This is a genomic window from Psychrobacter sp. CoH-33_TS_01 (genome assembly GCF_058189395.1).
This window is the reverse complement of sequence record NZ_JBVGQI010000012.1, coordinates 40,196-59,690: the sequence shown is the minus strand read 5'-3', so window position 1 is coordinate 59,690 and position 19,495 is coordinate 40,196. Positions and strand designations below refer to the sequence as shown.

14 protein-coding genes are annotated in these 19,495 nt (G+C 45.6%); 11 read left to right on the top strand and 3 right to left on the bottom strand.

Going from position 1 to position 19,495, the window contains the following annotated elements:
• Positions 1-1,423: 1,423 nt before the first annotated feature.
• The 4 genes from thrS (at position 1,424) to rnr (ending at position 8,227) form a co-directional block, all read left to right on the top strand.
• Positions 1,424-3,358: a threonine--tRNA ligase gene (gene thrS, locus ACZ2XM_RS14630; RefSeq protein WP_490589697.1), complete on the top strand. Its 1,935-nt coding sequence runs from the start codon at positions 1,424-1,426 to the stop codon at positions 3,356-3,358.
• Between the two features lie 23 nt (positions 3,359-3,381).
• On the top strand, positions 3,382-3,885 hold the full coding sequence (infC, locus tag ACZ2XM_RS14625; protein WP_201498362.1) for a translation initiation factor IF-3: 504 nt from the start codon (positions 3,382-3,384) through the stop codon (positions 3,883-3,885).
• Positions 3,886-4,437: 552 nt separating this feature from the next.
• Positions 4,438-5,673, top strand: a complete 1,236-nt coding sequence (locus tag ACZ2XM_RS14620; protein WP_490589696.1) for a toxic anion resistance protein — start codon at positions 4,438-4,440, stop codon at positions 5,671-5,673.
• A 307-nt stretch (positions 5,674-5,980) separates the two neighbouring features.
• Positions 5,981-8,227 carry a ribonuclease R gene (gene rnr / locus ACZ2XM_RS14615; protein WP_490589695.1) on the top strand — a complete coding sequence of 749 codons (2,247 nt, stop codon included), beginning with the start codon at positions 5,981-5,983 and terminating at the stop codon, positions 8,225-8,227.
• A gap of 94 nt (positions 8,228-8,321) precedes the next feature.
• On the opposite strand, the gene ACZ2XM_RS14610 is transcribed toward rnr, so the two are convergent.
• The 3 genes from ACZ2XM_RS14610 to hisA form a co-directional block, all read right to left on the bottom strand.
• Entirely contained in the window at positions 8,322-8,576 is a 255-nt protein-coding gene (locus ACZ2XM_RS14610; RefSeq protein WP_490589694.1) for a hypothetical protein, read from the bottom strand.
• A gap of 231 nt (positions 8,577-8,807) precedes the next feature.
• Entirely contained in the window at positions 8,808-10,415 is a 1,608-nt protein-coding gene (locus tag ACZ2XM_RS14605; RefSeq protein ID WP_490589693.1) for a mechanosensitive ion channel domain-containing protein, read from the bottom strand.
• Positions 10,416-10,563: 148 nt separating this feature from the next.
• Positions 10,564-11,301, bottom strand: a complete 738-nt coding sequence (gene hisA, locus ACZ2XM_RS14600) for a 1-(5-phosphoribosyl)-5-[(5-phosphoribosylamino)methylideneamino]imidazole-4-carboxamide isomerase (protein ID WP_490589692.1) — start codon at positions 11,299-11,301, stop codon at positions 10,564-10,566.
• 1,040 nt (positions 11,302-12,341) lie between these two features.
• On the opposite strand from hisA, the gene ACZ2XM_RS14595 reads away from it, so the two are divergent.
• The 7 genes from ACZ2XM_RS14595 to ACZ2XM_RS14565 all read left to right on the top strand — a co-directional run bounded on the left by ACZ2XM_RS14595 (position 12,342) and on the right by ACZ2XM_RS14565 (position 19,326).
• Positions 12,342-13,694, top strand: a complete 1,353-nt coding sequence (locus ACZ2XM_RS14595; protein ID WP_490589691.1) for a Na(+)-translocating NADH-quinone reductase subunit A — start codon at positions 12,342-12,344, stop codon at positions 13,692-13,694.
• A gap of 5 nt (positions 13,695-13,699) precedes the next feature.
• Positions 13,700-14,935: an NADH:ubiquinone reductase (Na(+)-transporting) subunit B gene (locus tag ACZ2XM_RS14590; RefSeq protein WP_490589690.1), complete on the top strand. Its 1,236-nt coding sequence runs from the start codon at positions 13,700-13,702 to the stop codon at positions 14,933-14,935.
• A complete protein-coding gene (locus ACZ2XM_RS14585) occupies positions 14,916-15,797 on the top strand; it encodes a Na(+)-translocating NADH-quinone reductase subunit C (RefSeq protein WP_490589689.1) in 882 nt (293 codons plus the stop codon). The genes ACZ2XM_RS14590 and ACZ2XM_RS14585 overlap by 20 nt, the downstream gene beginning before the upstream one ends.
• 1 nt (position 15,798) lies before the next feature.
• Positions 15,799-16,470 carry an NADH:ubiquinone reductase (Na(+)-transporting) subunit D gene (locus ACZ2XM_RS14580; protein WP_490589688.1) on the top strand — a complete coding sequence of 224 codons (672 nt, stop codon included), beginning with the start codon at positions 15,799-15,801 and terminating at the stop codon, positions 16,468-16,470.
• On the top strand, positions 16,470-17,078 hold the full coding sequence (nqrE, locus tag ACZ2XM_RS14575) for an NADH:ubiquinone reductase (Na(+)-transporting) subunit E (RefSeq protein WP_490589687.1): 609 nt from the start codon (positions 16,470-16,472) through the stop codon (positions 17,076-17,078). The genes ACZ2XM_RS14580 and nqrE overlap by 1 nt, the downstream gene beginning before the upstream one ends.
• Positions 17,079-17,167: 89 nt before the next feature.
• On the top strand, positions 17,168-18,403 hold the full coding sequence (nqrF, locus tag ACZ2XM_RS14570; protein WP_201498351.1) for an NADH:ubiquinone reductase (Na(+)-transporting) subunit F: 1,236 nt from the start codon (positions 17,168-17,170) through the stop codon (positions 18,401-18,403).
• A gap of 122 nt (positions 18,404-18,525) precedes the next feature.
• Positions 18,526-19,326 carry an SDR family NAD(P)-dependent oxidoreductase gene (locus ACZ2XM_RS14565; protein WP_490589686.1) on the top strand — a complete coding sequence of 267 codons (801 nt, stop codon included), beginning with the start codon at positions 18,526-18,528 and terminating at the stop codon, positions 19,324-19,326.
• Positions 19,327-19,495: the final 169 nt, after the last annotated feature.

Sequence of the window (19,495 nt, the reverse complement as noted above, 5' to 3'; positions counted from 1 at the left end):
TTGATTTAGCTTTTAAATAGTTGACTTAGCTTGTCGTCCAAGTTAAGTTATATCGCTAATAAGATAAACTAATTGTTCGTCTTACTTAGCGAGCCGTCAAGTATATCATTAATTTGATTACTGTCAAGCTTTATTCTATATTTGTTTCATCTGGTTAGCTGCGTTATCAATCTGTGATTGATCGTTTAGCTTCTCTCAATGAGGTGCGTATTATAGACGCTTTATAGCCTGTGTCAAGAGGTTATTTCTAAGTTTTTAAAAGTCTTTCAACTTCTAAGCCCTTATCTATCAAGCCTCCCAATCATCAATTTAGATAATCGTTAACTTGCTTTCCCGCTTGGCAGGCTGCGTATTATATACACCTCAGGACTCACGTCAAGACCTTTTGCAATATTATTTCAAATTGGTTGGATTAAGCTTGTTTGCTTAGAAGAACACCCCTTCCCTGGCCCTTCCCCTGCTAGGGGAAGGGAACTATTCTGTATAGATAGTTTTTAATTCAACCATCCCATATTGGTGGGTTACGTTCTCCCTTCGCACGCTGCGCGTGCTCGGTAGATCTAACCGACCCTACAAATCCTCCTCTGCCCTGAACACCGTTTAAAAATTGCATGCCCACTGCGGGCATAGCCCTTGTCTTGCGTCGGGCGAAAAAGTGTTTCGCTTATTCCTCCTCAAGGTGTGCAAGAAGAATTTCTTTAAATAGAAATTCCTGTGATAAGGAGAGTGCACATTTTCTTAACTGTGCTTACTTATATAAAGCAATGACTTCTTATATAGGTATCCTTTTTTCCGTGGGTTGTCACCCACGCTACGGTATTTGCTGAACCCTGCCTTTTCGTTTGCTGGGCTAAAGCTCCAGCCTACTACACCCCGATGTCCATAAATGCGTGTAGCGTCTGGTTAGCAAAGCATAACCCACAGCCTTCCAAATGTTCTGGTGAGTGGAACGCATCCTGTAATAACTTACAGCCTATAACTACCCCTATATAGGTATTACTCAAAGGTGTTCCTTTATATAGCTATGTGGCCTTACTACTATTATATAGAAGAGTCCCTAATTACTATCACCTAGTCCATTGCTGGTCAGTAAATTAGGTCTTTGCTATAGTAGCTAGCATTCGGATGCTATTAATACATCTTTTTTATTAGGCAGTCTGCCCCTATATAGAGGGAACTAAAGCATAAGGCGAGATTGGCTACAAATAATAGTTTATAATAGTAGGCAGTTACGACTTATATTAGAGTGGACTAGATTGCGTGGCGTATTGCCACACCCTCTACAATGCTCTCCTGCTCACCCTCTATTATCGTATCTGTATAATGGTGAGACAAGTCTGACACCCTTCATTACGGTTGGCGCCTAACGTCAGTCTTTGTTTTGATAGATGTTTTTTAATAATGAATGTTTGGATAATAGATTATGGTAGCGATTACTTTACCCGATGGTAGCGTAAAAGAGTTCGACGGTCAGACGACAGTCATGCAAGTCGCCGAAAGCATTGGCCCAGGCCTTGCTAAAGCCACCATCGCCGGCCGTGTCGACGGTCATTTGGTTGATGCCTGCGACCCTATCTTGGCCGATGCCAAAGTAGAAATCGTGACCGCTAAAGATGCTGATGGCGTCGATATTATTCGTCACTCTTGCGCGCATTTGCTAGGTCATGCCGTCAAGCAGCTGTATCCAGACGTAAAGATGGTCATTGGACCGGTCATCGAAGATGGCTTCTATTATGACATCTACAGCGAAACGCCATTCACCCCTGAGCATATGCAAGCCATTGAAAAACGTATGGCGGAGCTGATTAAACAAAACTACGACGTCGTGAAAAAGATGACCCCTCGCGCAGAGGCGATTGAAATCTTTGAATCGCGCGGTGAAGACTATAAGTTGAAATTGATCAATGATATGCCAGGCGAAGAAGCCTTCGGTCTGTATCATCATCAAGAATACGTCGATATGTGCCGTGGCCCTCACGTGCCCAACACCCGCTTTTTGAAAGTCTTTAAATTGATGAAGATGAGTGGTGCGTACTGGCGCGGTGATGCCAAAAACGAACAGCTTCAACGTATTTATGGCACAGCTTGGGCAGATAAGAAACAGCTGCAAGAATATATCCAGCGTATCGAAGAAGCCGAAAAGCGCGATCACCGTAAGATTGGTAAAGCATTGAACTTGTTCCATATGCAAGAGCAAGCCCCCGGCATGGTATTTTGGCATCCGAACGGTTGGACCATCTATCAAGTGCTTGAACAATACATGCGTAAAGTGCAGCATGACCATGGCTACCAAGAGATCAAGACGCCACAAATCGTCGATCGTAGCCTGTGGGAAAAGTCAGGGCATTGGGGTAACTATGCTACCAATATGTTTACGACCTCAAGTGAGAGCCGCGACTATGCGGTAAAACCCATGAACTGCCCTTGCCACGTGCAAGTCTTTAATCAAGGTTTGAAATCTTACCGTGACCTACCATTACGTATGGCAGAGTTTGGCTCTTGCCACCGTAACGAGCCATCGGGTTCATTGCATGGCTTGATGCGTGTGCGTGGTTTTGTGCAAGATGATGCCCATATTTTCTGTACCCAAGCCCAGATTCAGCAAGAAGTAGCGGATTTCATTAAGCTGACCCTAGCCGTTTATGACGACTTTGGCTTTGATAAAATCGAGATGAAACTGTCTACCCGCCCAGAAAAACGCGTGGGTAGCGAAGAGTCTTGGGATTTCGCTGAAAAAGCTTTAGCAGATGCCTTAGACAGTTCTGGTTTAGATTGGGAATATCTACCGGGTGAAGGCGCTTTTTATGGTCCTAAGATTGAATTCAGTCTAAAAGACTGCTTGGGCCGTGTTTGGCAGTGCGGTACGATTCAGGTCGATCCCAACATGCCTGAGCGCCTAGACGCTGAATTTATTAACGAACAAGGCGAGCGCGAAACCCCAATCATGCTGCATCGTGCCATCTTAGGCTCTTTTGAGCGTTTCTTAGGCATGCTTATTGAGCATTATGCGGGTTGGATGCCGGTTTGGTTGGCACCGCAGCAAGTGGTGGTGATGAATATCACGGATAAACAAGCAGAAACTTGTGAAAACGTGGTGCGTGAGCTTAAAGATGCTGGCCTGCGCGCAATTAGTGACTTGCGTAACGAAAAGATTGGATTTAAGATACGAGAACGAACATTAGAACGCATTCCCTATATGCTAGTATTAGGGGACAAAGAAGTCGAGTCTGGACAAGTCAACGTGCGCACCCGTGAGGGCGAAAACTTAGGCGTTATGTCTGTGGCTGATTTTATCGAATTAGTAGAGAAAGCGGTCGCTCAAAAAGGACGACCACAACTAAAAACTGATGAGGAGTAATACCCATTAAACAGTCAAACCGTTTGAACATCAACGAAGAGATCCAACTAAAAGAAGTCCGCTTAGTTAAAGAAGATGGCGAGCAAATGGGCGTAGTCGATATCGAGACTGCCCGCCAAGCCGCTCGTGATGACAATTTGGATTTGGTTGAGTTGGTTCCTGATGCCAAGCCACCTGTGTGCAAGATCATGGACTACAAACGCTTCTTGTATGATCAAAAGCAAAAAGCGAAAGAAGCGAAGAAAAATCAGAAGCAAACGCAGCTAAAAGAAATGAAACTGCGTCCAAGCACTGAAGAAGCTGATTACCAAGTTAAATTGCGTAAAATCATGAGCTTCTTAGAAGACCAAGACAAGGTCAAAGTGACTATTCGCTTCCGTGGCCGTGAAATGGCGCACCAAGATATTGGCCGTCAGCAGCTTGAGCGTATCATTGAAGATACGGCTGAACTTGCTAACGTCGAGCAACACCCGAAGATGGAAGGCCGTCAAATGGGTATGTTGCTTGGCCCGACCCGTAAGAAATAACCGGTTTATAGGCTATTGATTGAAGGATTTAAAGTGTTTGTTTGCTGGTTATAGCGGCTAAACCTTTATTCCCAATAGCTGATATCTCCGACTTAAGAAGCCGCTTCAGAATTTGAAGTGGCTTTTTTTATGGCTAGTTATAGGCTAAAAGGGTTAGCCATATCAATAATGAGACTGCCACAAACTTCTCCCAAGCGCACGCTATTGGTTTTAATCCCAACTACCTGTCTGTTTATCTGTTTCACTGTCTGCCTACCTGCCTGCTTACCTATCTATATTGGCCTTTTATCTGTTTCTTATTAAGGTTTGCTTGAGATAATTGGATAAAACCACAATACAAATAGTTAAGCAAATACACTAGATACCGAGTTAGCATTGCAGTACATTAAGACTATTACTATAGCGGTATTATTTTGCGTCAACCTAGCCTATTATTTTTTATAAAACAATGAGCTTTTATTTGAGATTTTTGATTAGACAGCGATTTTGGTTTTTATTCATTAAGACAAGACATTGGTTTTTATTCATTAATAAATATAACAAGGACCCACTATGCAAGAGTTAACACCACCACAATCCGATAAACAACCTATCATCACGCTTGAGCCGCCAAAACCAGTGCAGGTCATAGAGCCAGATGCTGCGGACCAAATGGTGAAAATTGATGACAGCCAGATTCCTGAGTTGAATCAAAAAGTCAATGAATTCGTGAATCATGTGTTAGCCAGCCCGGTGAATACGCCTGACTTTGACAAACAAGTCCAAGCTATCCACCAGATGGGTAATGCCGAGATTCGGGCATCAGCGCAAATGTCGAACCGTATGCTCGACCGTCCCGCTAAGAGTATGAACACTACTCTATTCGACCAATCACCTATTGCTAAGTCACTCACTGAGCTGCGCGGTATCGTTGAAGACTTAGACCCTAGTAAAAAAGAGCTGATGAGTGGCTCGCGTAAGTTTTTAGGCCTTATTCCTTATGGCAATAAAGTCCAAGATTATTTCCGCCAATACGAGTCATCGCAAAAGCATATCAATGCGGTGGTCGAGAGCTTGTATAATGGTAAAGACGAGCTGCTAAAAGACAATGCGGTCATCGAGCAAGAAAAAGTGAATATGTGGGCGATGATGCAGTCATTACGTCAATATATTTACGTCGGTAAGCAAATTGATAGTCAGCTCGAAGGTAAAGTCAGCGAACTGCAAAATACAGACCCAGAAAAAGCCCGTGTGGTTCAAGAAGAGATGCTGTTTTATGTGCGTCAGAAGAACCAAGACTTTTTGACTCAGCTTGCAGTCAACGTGCAAGGCTATCTGGCCCTAGATATGATCCGTAAAAATAATATGGAACTCATTAAAGGGGTTGATCGCGCTACCACGACCACGATTTCTGCGCTACGTACGGCAGTAATGGTCTCGCAAGCGTTGACGAACCAGAAATTAGTCCTCGATCAAATCAATGCCTTGAACAGCACTACCAGCAGTTTAATCGAATCGACTTCAGCCATGCTCAAGCAACAAACGGGCGATATCCACAAGCAAGCGACTGAAAACACTATCGAAGTGGAACGTCTGCAAAATGCCTTTAACAATATCTATGAAACTATGGATATGATCAGCAACTATAAAATTGAAGCGCTCGATAATATGAAAGAGACGGTCAATGTGCTGACCAATGAAGTGGATAAAGCCAATAAATACTTAGATAAAGCCAATCAAACGACCATCGTTGAAGTGACCAATAGCTTGAACGAAGAGCCCAAACGTTTGGGCGAAGTGCGCATCTAATTGGATGGACTTGAGCGCCTTGCTTTTGACTTAGGGATAACGGCTAACTCTTAGCCTTTATCCCTATTGGCTTTAAAATTAACGATAGGCATTAGCTCTAAGCCCAGTTTGCACACCAATGGTCTAGTGGTTAAAAGTATGCGTTATAACCTAACTGACAACGACCAAGAAAACTATAAAATATCGCTTATAATTCAATAGCTATCATGCGTCACTGCTAAGCTGCCTTGTCCATTTGCAATTTGTGGTAAGATAGCGTGATTAGATAGCCTCCTTTATGACTCTACAAGAACAGACACGGAAACCTATGACTTGGAATGATCCAAACGCCAAACAAGAAGCCCAAAACTACGACAACCCAATCCCGAGCCGCTTATTAATCTTGCAAACTTTGGCAGATTTAGGCGAAGCTACGCAGCCACAATTGGCTGAAGCCTTCGGTATTGAAGACGCCGATCAGTTTGACGCTTTAGGCAATCGCTTAAAAGCCATGACGCGTGACGGTCAAGTAAACCGTGATGGTCGACCTTATAAATACCGTGCAGTGACCAAGCAAGACATCGTCAGTGGTACGGTATCTGCCCATGCCAAAGGGTTTGGTTTCGTCGTACTAGACGATATGCCAGATTTATTTTTGCATGAAAAACAGATGCGTTGGGTCTTTAACGGCGATTCTGTCAATGCTATTGGCACGACTACTGACAACCGTGGCCGTACCGAAGGCCGTATTGTCGATGTGACCGAACGTCAGCAAACGCAATTTATCGGTACATTGGCTCAAGACGATGAAGGCTATTGTGTCGAGTTGGCCAGTCCTAACAATCATCAACCGATCACCGTAACGGCAGAAAACGTCGAAGCTATCGGTGCTAAACCCGGTCATCCAGTTAAAGTCGATGTCATCGACTGGCCGAACCAGCATGAATTCGCTACCGGTAAAATCGTCCATGTGATGGATGATGATAACGATCGTGAAGTGATCATTGAGACCACGCTGCTTAACTACGATATCCCGCACGAGTTTAGTCAAGAAGCTATCAAGCAAGCAAACAGCTATAAAGAACCGGCTGCCAAAGACTTTAAAGGTCGTAGAGACATCCGCGATTTGCCACTCGTGACTATCGATGGCGAAGACTCACGTGACTTTGATGATGCTGTGTATGCTGAAAAACGCTCGGGTGGTAACTACCGTGTGGTCGTAGCGATTGCCGACGTGAGCCATTATGTGACGCCAAACTCAGCGCTCGATCATGATGCGTATGAGCGTGGTACTTCGGTATATTTCCCGCATTATGTGGTGCCGATGCTACCTGAAGTATTGTCCAATGGTCTATGCTCTTTGAATCCTAATGTCGACCGTCTTTGTATGGTTGCGGACATCAAAGTGTCCCGCGCAGGCAAAATTACCGGTTACGAGTTTTACCCTGGAGTGATGAACTCACAAGCGCGTCTGACGTATAACCAAGTCAACGACTACTTTGCTAATCCAAAAGATAAGAGCATTCCTGAGTCTATCACGGGTAATAAAGACGTGAAGAAATCTGTAGATACCCTACATCAACTGTATGGTCTATTGATGAAAAAACGTGCTGAACGCCATGCGATGGAGTTTGAGACCGTTGAGACTTACATCAAGTTTAATGAAGAAGGTGGCATCGATGCTATCGTACCGCGTACCCGTGGTGATTCGCATAAACTGATTGAAGAGTGTATGTTGCTGGCCAATACTTGTGCCGCTAATTTCACTCTGAAAAATGATTTGCCGGTGCTCTATCGTAACCATGATAAGCCAGATGGTGAAAAGTCGATGCGTATCCATGAATACGCTAAAAACTTCGGTATTCCGTTCCCAGAAGAAAGCCCAACGCAGGAAGACTACCAACGCATCATCGAAGCGACTAAAGACCGTCCTGATGCCATCAGTATCCACAGTATGTTGCTGCGCTCTATGATGCAGGCCAACTATGCGCCAGACAATATTGGTCACTTTGGCTTAGCGTATGACGAATATAGTCACTTTACCTCCCCTATTCGCCGTTATCCTGACCTAATGTTGCACCGTGCAATTAAAGCTAAAGTCACCGGCCAAAAACAGCCAATTATGGACTTTAAATTGGCAGAAGCGGGTACGCAGACCTCAGATACAGAACGTCGTGCAGAGAAAGCGTCACGCTTTGTCGAATCATGGCTCAAATGTCACTATATGAAAGACCATGTGGGTGAAGAGTTTGATGGCGTCGTGACGACTGTGACGAACTTCGGTCTGTTCATTACTCTGACCGACCTATACATCGATGGTCTAGTGCATATCTCTAATGTGGGTGACGACTTCTTTGTCTATGACGAAAAGCAGCAACAGCTGATCGGTAAAGACAAGGGCACCATATTTGGTCTAGGCGATTCTGTAAAAGTGAAAGTCGCTGGCGTGAATATGGACTTGTTGCAAATTGACTTTGAATTGGTTGAAAAGCTAAAAGCTAGCGAAATGAACCAAACTAAGAAAAAACCACGCCGCCGTAGTAGTAGCAAAGGTAAAAAGCCTGCTAATGACTAGATTATAGGCAACTTACGCATAGCAAAAAGGCTAACGTCATCGTTAGCCTTTTTTATTGTGCGCAGTTTAAGAGCTAGGGTTTAAAGACAGCGACCTATTGTGCTGTATCTGTCGCCGTAGCTATTTTATCGTTTTCTAACTGTTGGGCTGCCGCGATATCATTGGTCGCTTTATCCACGATGGCTTTCGGTTGCTGGCTTAACGGCTGCTTAGCTATCGCCGTATTGCTGGGCTCCGCCTCAGTAGCGGTGGCGATAGTAGGCGTGATACTAGGTTTATTAAAGATATTAAAAGCTGCTAAGGCAACGATGCCAATAATAGCGATAATAATAAGATGTTTGGCTTGCATGGGTAAATCCTTAGCAATGAAAGTAATAAAGACCATCCAGCTACTAACCAACTAGAGACGACTCACTGTAAGCGCCTCTCTAAGATAGCCATCAAGTCAATGATAGCCCTTGGAGTGCATATTTCATACCAGTTTTTGCGCGGTTAAGCTTGACGATTGTTTCTACGCAACGACTCTTACCCATTTACTTTTACTAGCCTATTCTTATTAACCTACCCTGCCCTTACCTACCTACTCTTGCGGGCTATTATGATCTAATAAATCAGTGTCATCCGCATTCTCGGCAATTTCTTGGTTGACCTTTTCCATAAGCTTGGTATCCGGTTGCGTATCCAACACTTCATCAGCGGCGCCCCCTTGCAAGACCCGTTTAGCCCGCTCTTTCGCTTCCTTTTTAACAGCTTGTTGCTCGGTCGCAGGACTACTAGGCTTGGGCGTGGTTTGTGCAACCGTTACCCCTTGGTCACTGCTGTCCACATGTTTGAGCACCTCTTCCACAGCTTGGTCAAATCGCAAGCGATAGATGGGCTCTGGGAGGCTAAAGCCGGTATTCTCTAGCGCATGCTTGGTCTCACGGATGGCGATACTGCGGGCTTTAGAAAAGTCAGACTCTGACTGATCGACCCACACTTGAAACTGAAGCACAATATTGGAGTCACCCACTTCGCTAATTACCGCTGAGGATTTGGGCTTTTCGAGGACAAAATCTAGCGCTCGAATCGCATCTAAGCCGACTTTAATAGCCGCTAAAGGGTCATCGTTAGCATCGACACCCAATTCAAAGGTAAAGCGGCGCTCAGGATTTTTGGTGTAATTTAGGATAGTACCTTTAAAGACTTCCGAATTCGGAATACGCAATTGGTTGCCATCTAAGGTCATCAAGATGGTGGCACGACTGGTCAACCGGACCACGATACCCTCACGGTCGTTAATAACGATATGATCGCGGGCACGGAACGGTTGGCGCACGCTCAGCATTAATGAGGCAATATAATTTTCGATAGTGTCTTTGACCGCAAAACCTACTGCGATACCAATGACTCCTGCCCCGCCTAACAAGGTGCCGATGATCGCCTCCGCACCGATAAGGCTCAAACCTAAGATTAAGCCTAATATAATAAAGACGACTTTAATGGTTTGCGCCAATAGCTCAGCCACAAAAGGATTGGGGGTTACACGGCGCCAGATGCCTTGACGCGCGGATAACCACGCCCCAAACCATGCTACTAAGCCAAACAATAAAATAGCCACCAGTAATAATGGCGCGGCTTTAAAAAAATTCTTAGCCTGAACTTTTAAGCCTTTATAGACGGTCGAAACATTGTCTTGGACATCTAGCGTACGACTAATGCTGTCATCGACTGTCACCACATCGTTTAAGCGGTTGGTCAAGTTGATGGCTTGTTGCGCCTTTTTTTCATTGGGCACCTCACCCGCTAGCGTCACCACGCCTTGATTGACTCTGACCGTCACGGCTTGTAGACCTTCGATTTCGCTAAAAATACCGGTGATACGTTGGCGAATTTCGCTGTCTTTTTGCGGGGCCGGTTTGGTCTCAATAGTGGCTTCATTGGTCGAGGTAGAGACTGTTGGTGACTCTTCTTCTACAGCTTGTCCACTTAACGTTGCCTCAGCCGCCAATAACTCTTCGCCAATCGCATAACTGAGACTAACGGGCCCTAGCAGCAGTAAGACACTGGTTATTAAAAGCAAAACGGCGCGTCTAAGGAGACACGCCGTGGCTAGTATTAAGGGTTGCGGCAACTTAGACCCAGTAACCGACTTATCCTTGGTTAAGGGTTGGCCTAAGTTGGCGCTACTATTCTTATTATGGTCCATCAATAGGGCCTTTTAATTCCAGTGGTGGGACTCTAAAGTAAGCCGCAGCCTAAAAGTTGGCTCTGCTAGATAAATAGGCTCAGTCTAACAATAAACAAAACCTCTTTACCTAGCAAGCTTCAACATACTATTTAACTATTCGCCCTATCTACAAATCTAAATAGGCTTGCGCTTCGCCTAAGTCTAATGTGCCTTCATAAATAGCACGGCCGGTAATAATCCCTTCGATACAATCGCTATAAGGCTTAAGAAATTCGATATCTTTCATATCGGTCACACCACCTGAAGCAATCACCGGTAGGCCGCCTTCACGCGCTAGATTAACCGTTTGCTCGACATTCACGCCTTGCATCATGCCATCACGAGCGATATCGGTATACACGATGGAGGAGACGCCAGCATTGGCAAAACGTTTCGCCAGTTCCGTCGCTTTGACGTCGGTGACATTGGCCCAACCATGGGTCGCCACCAAACCATCTTTGGCATCGATACCGACGATGATATGGCCCCCAAACTCGCGACAAGCTTCTTCGACAAACTCTGGGTTTTCGACGGCTTTAGTTCCGATGATGATATACGTCAGTCCTGCGGTTAAATAATGCTCAATAGTCTTTAATGAGCGCACACCACCACCGAGTTGAATCGGTAAGTTAGGATAGGCTTTGGCGATATCTGTCACGACCGCTTTATGGACGGGCGTACCATCAAAAGCGCCATTTAAATCGACCAGGTGCAAACGACGCGCTCCGGCATCGACCCAACGGGCCGCCATAGCGACAGGGTCGTCTGAAAAGACCGTATCATCCTCCATACGCCCTTGTTTTAAGCGCACACACTTGCCATCTTTTAGATCAATGGCAGGGATAATCACAGGCGTACTTGGCATAGCTTTTCCTTAAAATAAATAAAGTAGAGATAAATTATGATATTTTTGGCTTATAAAGCCTTAATAATGAGACAGATAGTCTTATATAACCCAGATAGACGCTAGATAGAATCCCACTCAAAACTAAGGACTAGCAGCAATCTGCTGTTGTGATTTTTTGACTGGATTGTCAATAATATCGCTTGATAATACCGTCATTATTAAACATTTTTCATTACTAACTGGCAATTTTAGGGTAATTTATCGTATAATCCTAGGTCAGATTATGGGTATTTATCATTACAAGGTCCTAAAACCGGTATAAAAAGCGATGTTAGGATAAAACTAACCGGCCTTAAGATGCTGGCTTAGCAACACGCTTAGGTCAAATACTAGTTGACTAAAAACCGGGTTGTATAACGTATTGTATAAAAAATATTCCCTAACACCACCTTTACGGCAGTAAGAACACTTACTGCAAAGACGTGTCTCCATTGACGGTACGTCAGGCACCTTATCTAAATAAAGGTCGCAACTCTCTGTTTTATCTTATTTTTGTTTTATCTGATTTCGTTCAACCCGACTTATTTAATTATGCTACTTATGTGAGGTAGCCTATCCTGCTTTTTAGTAGGATTTATTTGAGTTAGGGCTAGCTAAAAATAATCATGGCCATCATGCCCTATTAGGATTAAGTTGATATTAGTTCTATTAGCCCTATGATGATAGTGCCAGATTTTATGTTTTTGCTTTACATTTTGTCCGTTTAATCAGGGCGTCTTTATGGTTGTATAACCTCAGAGCTCGACCTGATAACTAATAGACGGGCATTAAACAAACTTGGTAGCCAGTCGCCACTTGGTAATTGATTAAGATGTTAACGTGGTACGAAGGAATCTGTTATTGCAATCAGCAGGGTCGCCGTTAATGCTCTTTTATAAGCTTACTTTATAAGTCCTATTGTAGCGGGTTTTAAGGCTGCAGTACCTTTGCAAAGTTAGCTTAGATCATACCAAACAGGATGTCTGGTATCGTTTAGACTATGGAATAAGTGTTCGCTTATGATTACCATCAAAAAAGGACTGGATTTGCCTATCGCAGGCGAGCCCTCCCGTGATATCACTGAGCATCGTCCTACTCAAGTCGCCCTTATCGGCTATGACTACGTAGGAATGAAGCCTACCATGAATGTCAGCGCAGGGGACGTGGTCGCCAAGGGTCAACCTATCTTTGAAGATAAAAAGCGCGTGGGAGTCATCTATACCGCTCCGGCCGCCGGTAAAGTCGTCGCAGTCAATCGCGGTGATCGCCGAGTCTTTGAAAGCTTAGTGATTCAAATTGATCCCAATGGCGAAGAAGTCGAATTTGAGCGCTTTAATTCGGCTCAGCTCGCTACCCTCGATGCAGAAACGGTCGAAGCCCAACTGATTACATCAGGCGAATGGACCGCTTTCCGTACGCGTCCCTACAGCCGTAGCCCTGATATCGGTGCTCGTCCTCACGCTATTTTCGTGACCGCCATCGATACCCAGCCGCTTAGCTTTGATCCTATGATACTGATTAAAGAAGAGTTGCAGGCATTTAATGATGGCTTGGCAGTTTTGTCTACCCTCAGCCCTAAGACTTACGTCTGTCATCATGGCAACGCGGATATTCCTAAGTTTACGACGACTGCTGCTGGCAATACCACAGAATATCATGCCTTTGCAGGCAAGCACCCAGCAGGATTGGCGGGCACGCACATTCACTTTTTGCATCCTTTAAGCCGCGGCGTGACCGTTTGGACTATTGGCTTTCAAGATGTGATCGCTATCGGCAAGCTATTTACGACCGGACGCCTATACACCCGTCGTCTGATTAGCCTTGCAGGCCCTGCCGTCGCCAAGCCACGCCTCATAGCTACTGAACGTGGTGCTGATTTGACGGCTTTGACTAACGGTGAGCTCATTGGTACGGATAACCGTATCATTACCGGTTCTGTCCTCTCTGGGCGCAAAACTATTCCAAGCACCGCTTATCTTGGCCGCTTTGATAACCAAGTCACCGTCTTAGCAGAAGGCCATGAGCGTCCTGCGTTTCATTATCTCAGCGCCGGTAAAGGTCGCTTCTCTAAACTGCCTATCTATATCTCGCATTTCTTTGGCGGCAAAAAATTCAACTTCACTACTACCAGCAATGGCTCACCACGAGCTATGGTGCCAATCGGTGTGTTCGAAGAAGTGATGCCGCAAGACTATCTGCCCACTCAATTATTGCGCGCTTTGATTGTTGAAGACATCATTACCGCAGTCGATTTGGGCGTATTAGAGCTGGATGAAGAAGATGTGGCACTCTGTACATTTGTGTCGCCAGGCAAATACGAGTTTGGTGATATCTTGCGTGATAATCTAACTCGCATCGAGCAAGAGGGCTAACTTAGATGAAATTTTTACACAATATGTTCGATCGTATGGAGCCGTCCTTTACCAAAGGCGGTAAATACGAAAAGTTCTACGCCGTTTTTGAAGCCCTCGATACTTTTATGCGTCAGCCCAATATTACGACGCACTCAGCGGCCCACGTCCGTGATGGTATCGACTTAAAACGTATTATGATTACCGTTTGGTTATGTACTTTCCCAGCTATGTTTTGGGGCATGTATAACGTCGGGCATCAAGCTTTAACCGCTATGGCGCAGTTGGGCTTACAGCAAGAAGGCTGGCGCACTATTATTACCAGTATGGCAGGGTATGATCCCAACAGTATTTGGGCATCTTTCGTCTACGGAGCAATGCAATTTTTACCCATTTATATCGTCACCTTCGCGGTAGGTATTGCTTGGGAAATGATTTTTGCTATCGTGCGTGGTCATGAAGTCAACGAAGGTTTCTTTGTTACCTCAGTTCTATTCGCCCTATGTTTGCCACCGGATATTCCGTTATGGCAAGTGGCGCTAGGTATCAGCTTCGGTGTCGTAGTCGCCAAAGAAGTGTTTGGTGGTACGGGCAAAAACTTCTTAAACCCCGCGCTATCGGGTCGTGCGTTCTTATATTTTGCTTACCCTGCCTATATGTCAGGTGATGCCGTTTGGACCGCCGTTGATGGCTTTTCAGGCGCCACCCCATTAGGACTAGCTGCTCTTGGCATCACGCCAGATCAATTCGTCGACGCTTATGGCAATGCCATCACTTGGACGGATGCTTTCTTGGGTAACATGCAGGGCAGTATCGGTGAAGTCTCTACCTTAGCTATCTTATTAGGCGCAGCAGTATTGCTCTGGACGCGTATTGCGTCATGGCGCATCATGGCCGGTTGTGTGCTAGGTCTAGTGATCACTTCACTCGTCTTTAACACCTTTGGCGGTGATGATAACTTAATGATGCAGCTGCCTTTCTACTGGCATCTAGTCATTGGTGGCTTTGCTTTTGGTGCGGTATTTATGGCCACAGACCCTGTGTCAGCCGCCCATACTAATAAAGGCCGCTGGGCTTACGGTATCCTTATCGGTTTTATGACCGTGCTGATCCGCGTCGTCAACCCGGCATTCCCAGAAGGCATCATGTTAGCCATTCTGTTTGCTAACTTATTTGCCCCATTGTTTGATTATTTTGTGACGCAAGCCAATATCAAACGCCAAACTGCACGGAGGGTTCGCTATGTCCAAGCCCAAGACTAAATCCAACAGCAACGCCAAAACCATCAGTGTCGCCTTGACCTTATGTCTGGTGTGTTCCGTATTGGTCTCAGCCTTCGCAGTAGGGCTCAAGCCTGCGCAACTCGAAAACAGTCGCTTAGACCGCAACAAGAATATCTTGGTAGCCGCGGACTTATACGACCCAGCTAAAGATACCAATGATGATGTCGCTGAGCGTTTTGCGGACTTTAAGGTCGAGATCGTTGACCTGAAAAAAGGCACGTATTTAAGCGACGAAGATTTGACCAAAGTCGGTATCGCTGACCGTAATACTTATGATGACAACCAAGCGTCAAAAAACAAAGCTTTGAGCGATGATTTGGGTGACGAAGACCCGGCCAGTATTGGTCGTACCCCTAAATATGCCAAAGTCTATGTGAAAGAAGATGATGCCGGCAAGCCTGAGTTGGTCGTACTGCCTATTAAAGGCTATGGCCTATGGGGTACGATTTACGGCTTCTTAACCCTAGAGAGTGATTTAAATACCATCAAAGGGATTAGCTTTTATTCTCATAAAGAAACCCCAGGTCTTGGCGCTCGTATCGAAGAGCCAAAATGGCGCGCCATGTGGACGGGTATCAAGTCGTATGACGAGGCAGGTAAGGTCGCTACGGGCGTAACTAAAGCGGGCAACCCGAAAGAAAACTGGGTAGATGGTATTAGTGGCGCAACTTTAACCAGCCGCGGCGTCAGCAATATGATCCAATTCTGGCTCGGTGAGCGAGGCTATAAGCCTTACCTCGACCAGTTGCGTGAGCAAAGTGGTACTCCTGCTGCAGCACCCGTTGCTGCTCAGGCTGCCGCTACACCACAAGCGCCGCAAATGCGCCACAAGGAGGCATAACATGGCAGACACCAAAAGTATCCTAACCACGCCGATATTCGATAACAACCCTATCGCGCTACAGATCTTGGGTATTTGTTCGGCACTGGCCGTCACCACCAGCATGGCCAACGCTTTGGTCATGTGCGTGGCGCTAAGCTTAGTGACCGCGTTCTCAAGCTTCTTTATTTCTATTATTCGTAATAAAATCCCGTCGAGCATCCGTATTATTGTACAGATGACGATTATCGCCTCTTTGGTTATCTTGGTCGATCAGCTGTTAAAAGCGGTCGCCTATGATGTCAGCAAGGGTCTGTCGGTCTTCGTTGGTTTGATTATCACCAACTGTATCGTTATGGGTCGCGCTGAAGCCTTTGCTATGAGCAACCCGCCAATCCCAAGCTTCATGGATGGTATCGGTAACGGTTTAGGCTATTCTGCCGTATTGCTATTCGTTGCGACTATTCGTGAGATTTTAGGTAGCGGTACTTGGTTTGGTATGACTATTTTACAACCCGTCACTGATGGGGGTTGGTATGTGCCGAATGGTCTATTGCTATTACCACCTTCAGCGTTCTTTATTATCGCCCTATTTATCACCATCATTCGTATTTGGAAGCCTGAGCAAGTAGAAGCTCCTGAATATGTGATGAAGCCACAGTCGAAAGGCATGGTCCATGGAGGAGGTCACTAATGGGTCACTATATTAGTCTTTTTATCACCTCTGTCTTTATTGAAAACATGGCCTTGGCCTATTTCTTGGGCATGTGTACCTTTTTGGCGGTCTCCAAAAAAGTCTCGACCGCTATTGGTCTAGGCGTCGCCGTTATCGTCGTTATGGGCATCACCGTACCACTGAACAACTTGCTATTCCAGTTCATCCTAAAAGATGGCGCATTGGCTTGGGCCGGTTTCCCTGACATCGACTTGAGCTTCTTAGGCCTCCTCAGTTATATCGGTCTTATTGCGGCAACCGTCCAAATCCTAGAGATGTTTTTGGATAAGTTTGTCCCAAGCCTTTATAACGCCCTGGGCGTATTCCTACCATTGATTACGGTCAACTGTGCCATTTTAGGTGGCGTACTGTTCATGGTAGAGCGTGACTATAACTTCACTGAATCTGTCGTTTATGGCGTTGGTGCTGGTTTTGGTTGGGCACTCGCCATCGCTACTTTGGCCGGTATCAGAGAAAAGCTTAAGTACTCAGACATCCCTGCCCCACTCCGCGGTTTAGGTATTACCTTTATTACGGTTGGCTTGATGTCATTGGGCTTTATGTCATTCGGTGGTATGTCTATCTAAAGGATTGACTCTAAATAGCCATTCAACTCATTTGTACGGTCAGGGGGCAATGATTTCGCCCTTGTGACCCTAGATTAAGGATCCTGCTCATGGATTATGCTACGGCAATTGGTGGCGTCGCCATGTTTACCTTGATCATTATGAGCTTGGTAGCCATTATTTTGGCTGCTCGCTCACGATTGGTCAGCTCAGGTGATGTCACCATTCATATCAATGACAATGCCGATAATGATGTGGTCACACCCGCCGGTGGTAAACTGCTCCAGACGCTCGCTAATGAAGGAATATTCCTCTCCTCTGCTTGCGGTGGCGGTGGAACGTGCGCGCAGTGTCGCTGCCGCGTTATTGAAGGGGGCGGCTCAATTCTGCCGACCGAAGAAGGCCATTTCACTCAAGGTGAGATTCGCGATAACATGCGTTTGGCGTGCCAGGTGGCCGTCAAGCAAGACATGAAAATCGAGATCGACCCTGAATTCTTTGATGTACAAAAGTGGGAATGTGAAGTTGTCTCTAATAACAACGTTGCTACTTTCATTAAAGAATTGGTCCTCAAGATTCCGGATGGCGAAGAAGTGAATTTCCGTGCCGGTGGTTATGTGCAGTTGGAAGCACCGCCGCACGAAGTACATTATAAAGATTTCAAAGTCGACGAAGAGTACCTCGGCGACTGGGAACAATTTGGTCTGTTTAAATACGTCTCTAAAGTGGATGAGCCCGTCATTCGTGCCTACTCAATGGCCAACTACCCTGACGAAAAAGGCATCATCAAATTTAACATTCGTATTGCTAGTCCGCCACCCCGCGGTCCAGATGGTATCCCACCAGGTAAAATGTCCTCTTGGGTATTTAGCTTAGTGCCTGGCGATAAGGTCACAGTATCAGGCCCTTATGGAGAGTTCTTCGCCAAAGACACTGAAGCGGAAATGATCTTCATCGGTGGTGGTGCTGGTATGGCGCCGATGCGTTCGCACATCTTTGATCAGCTAAAGCGTCTGAGTTCAAAACGTAAAATTAGCTTCTGGTATGGTGCGCGCTCTGTGCGTGAGATGTTCTACGTAGAAGATTACGACCAACTGGCTGAAGAGTTTGATAACTTTGAATGGCATGTGGCGCTATCTGATCCGTCGGATGAAGACAACTGGGACGGTTACACAGGCTTTATCCATAACGTGTTGCTTGAAGAATACCTCAAAAACCATCCTAACCCAGAAGATTGTGAATACTACATGTGTGGGCCACCGGTAATGAATGCCGCGGTCATCGACATGCTGCACAAGTTGGGTGTGGAAGATGAAAACATCTTACTCGATGACTTTGGTGGTTAAAAACCTTTAATGGTTAAGCAACATTATTAGTATTTGCATTGGTAATAAAAAAGGGCATCCTAGGGGTGCTCTTTTTTTATGGCGGCTATTCCGCCTATTTAATCAAACAAGAAAGGACTCTTATGAAAACCAAATATAAAGATCTCGTAATTTGGGTAACTGGCGCCTCTAGCGGTATTGGTGAGGCTTTAGCAATAGAGTTTGCTAGACGCGGGGCAGCCGTTATTTTAAGTGGGCGTAACGAAGATAAATTAGAAGCCGTGCGCAAACGCTGCAAAAAACCCAAACGTCATATAATTGTCCCTTTTGACATTAGTGACGCTGAGCAAGCTAAAGCGGCTTATCAAACGGCTAGAGCACAGGCCGGTCGTATCGATTGGTTGATTAATAATGCCGGTATTAGTCAGCGCTCGCTCATTATGGAGACCACAGAAGAGGTCGAACGCCAATTGATGGAAGTTGATTATTTTGCGCAGACCCGCCTAACCCGTTTGGTCCTGCCAGCCATGTTGGCACAAGGCGGTGGTAAAATCGTCATGGTCTCGAGTGTTGCGGGTCTATTGGGCACGCAATATCGCGGCGCCTATAGTGCGGCGAAAGCGGCTCTGCATTTATGGGCGAACAGCTTACGGGCGGAATTATATGACCAAGGCATTGAAGTCGCGACTATCTTCCCTGGCTTTATTCAAACCAATGTCTCGATTAATGCGCTAACGGGTGACGGCTCTATTCAAGGGACGATGGACGACACTACTAGCCAAGGTATGACCGCAAAAGCCTGTGCCAAGCAAGTCGCTAAAGCCTTAGGTAAAGGGGAAGAATATATCGTCGCAGCCGGTGCTAAAGAAAAAATGGCTCTCACTATTAATAAAGTATCGCCCGCCAAGGTCTATACTATGATTCGTCAAGCGACTGTTAAATAGTAGCGACTGTTGGCATATAGTAAGCTGCGCCACGCTACTTCAGTATTGAGCCACTAGGTCACAACTTGTCAGCGTTAATTTGTTAGAATAGAGAAAGGGTATCGCTAACGGTACTCTTTTTTATTAGCTGGTTTTTGTTAACTGGTACAAACTGATGGCTACGAGCCCT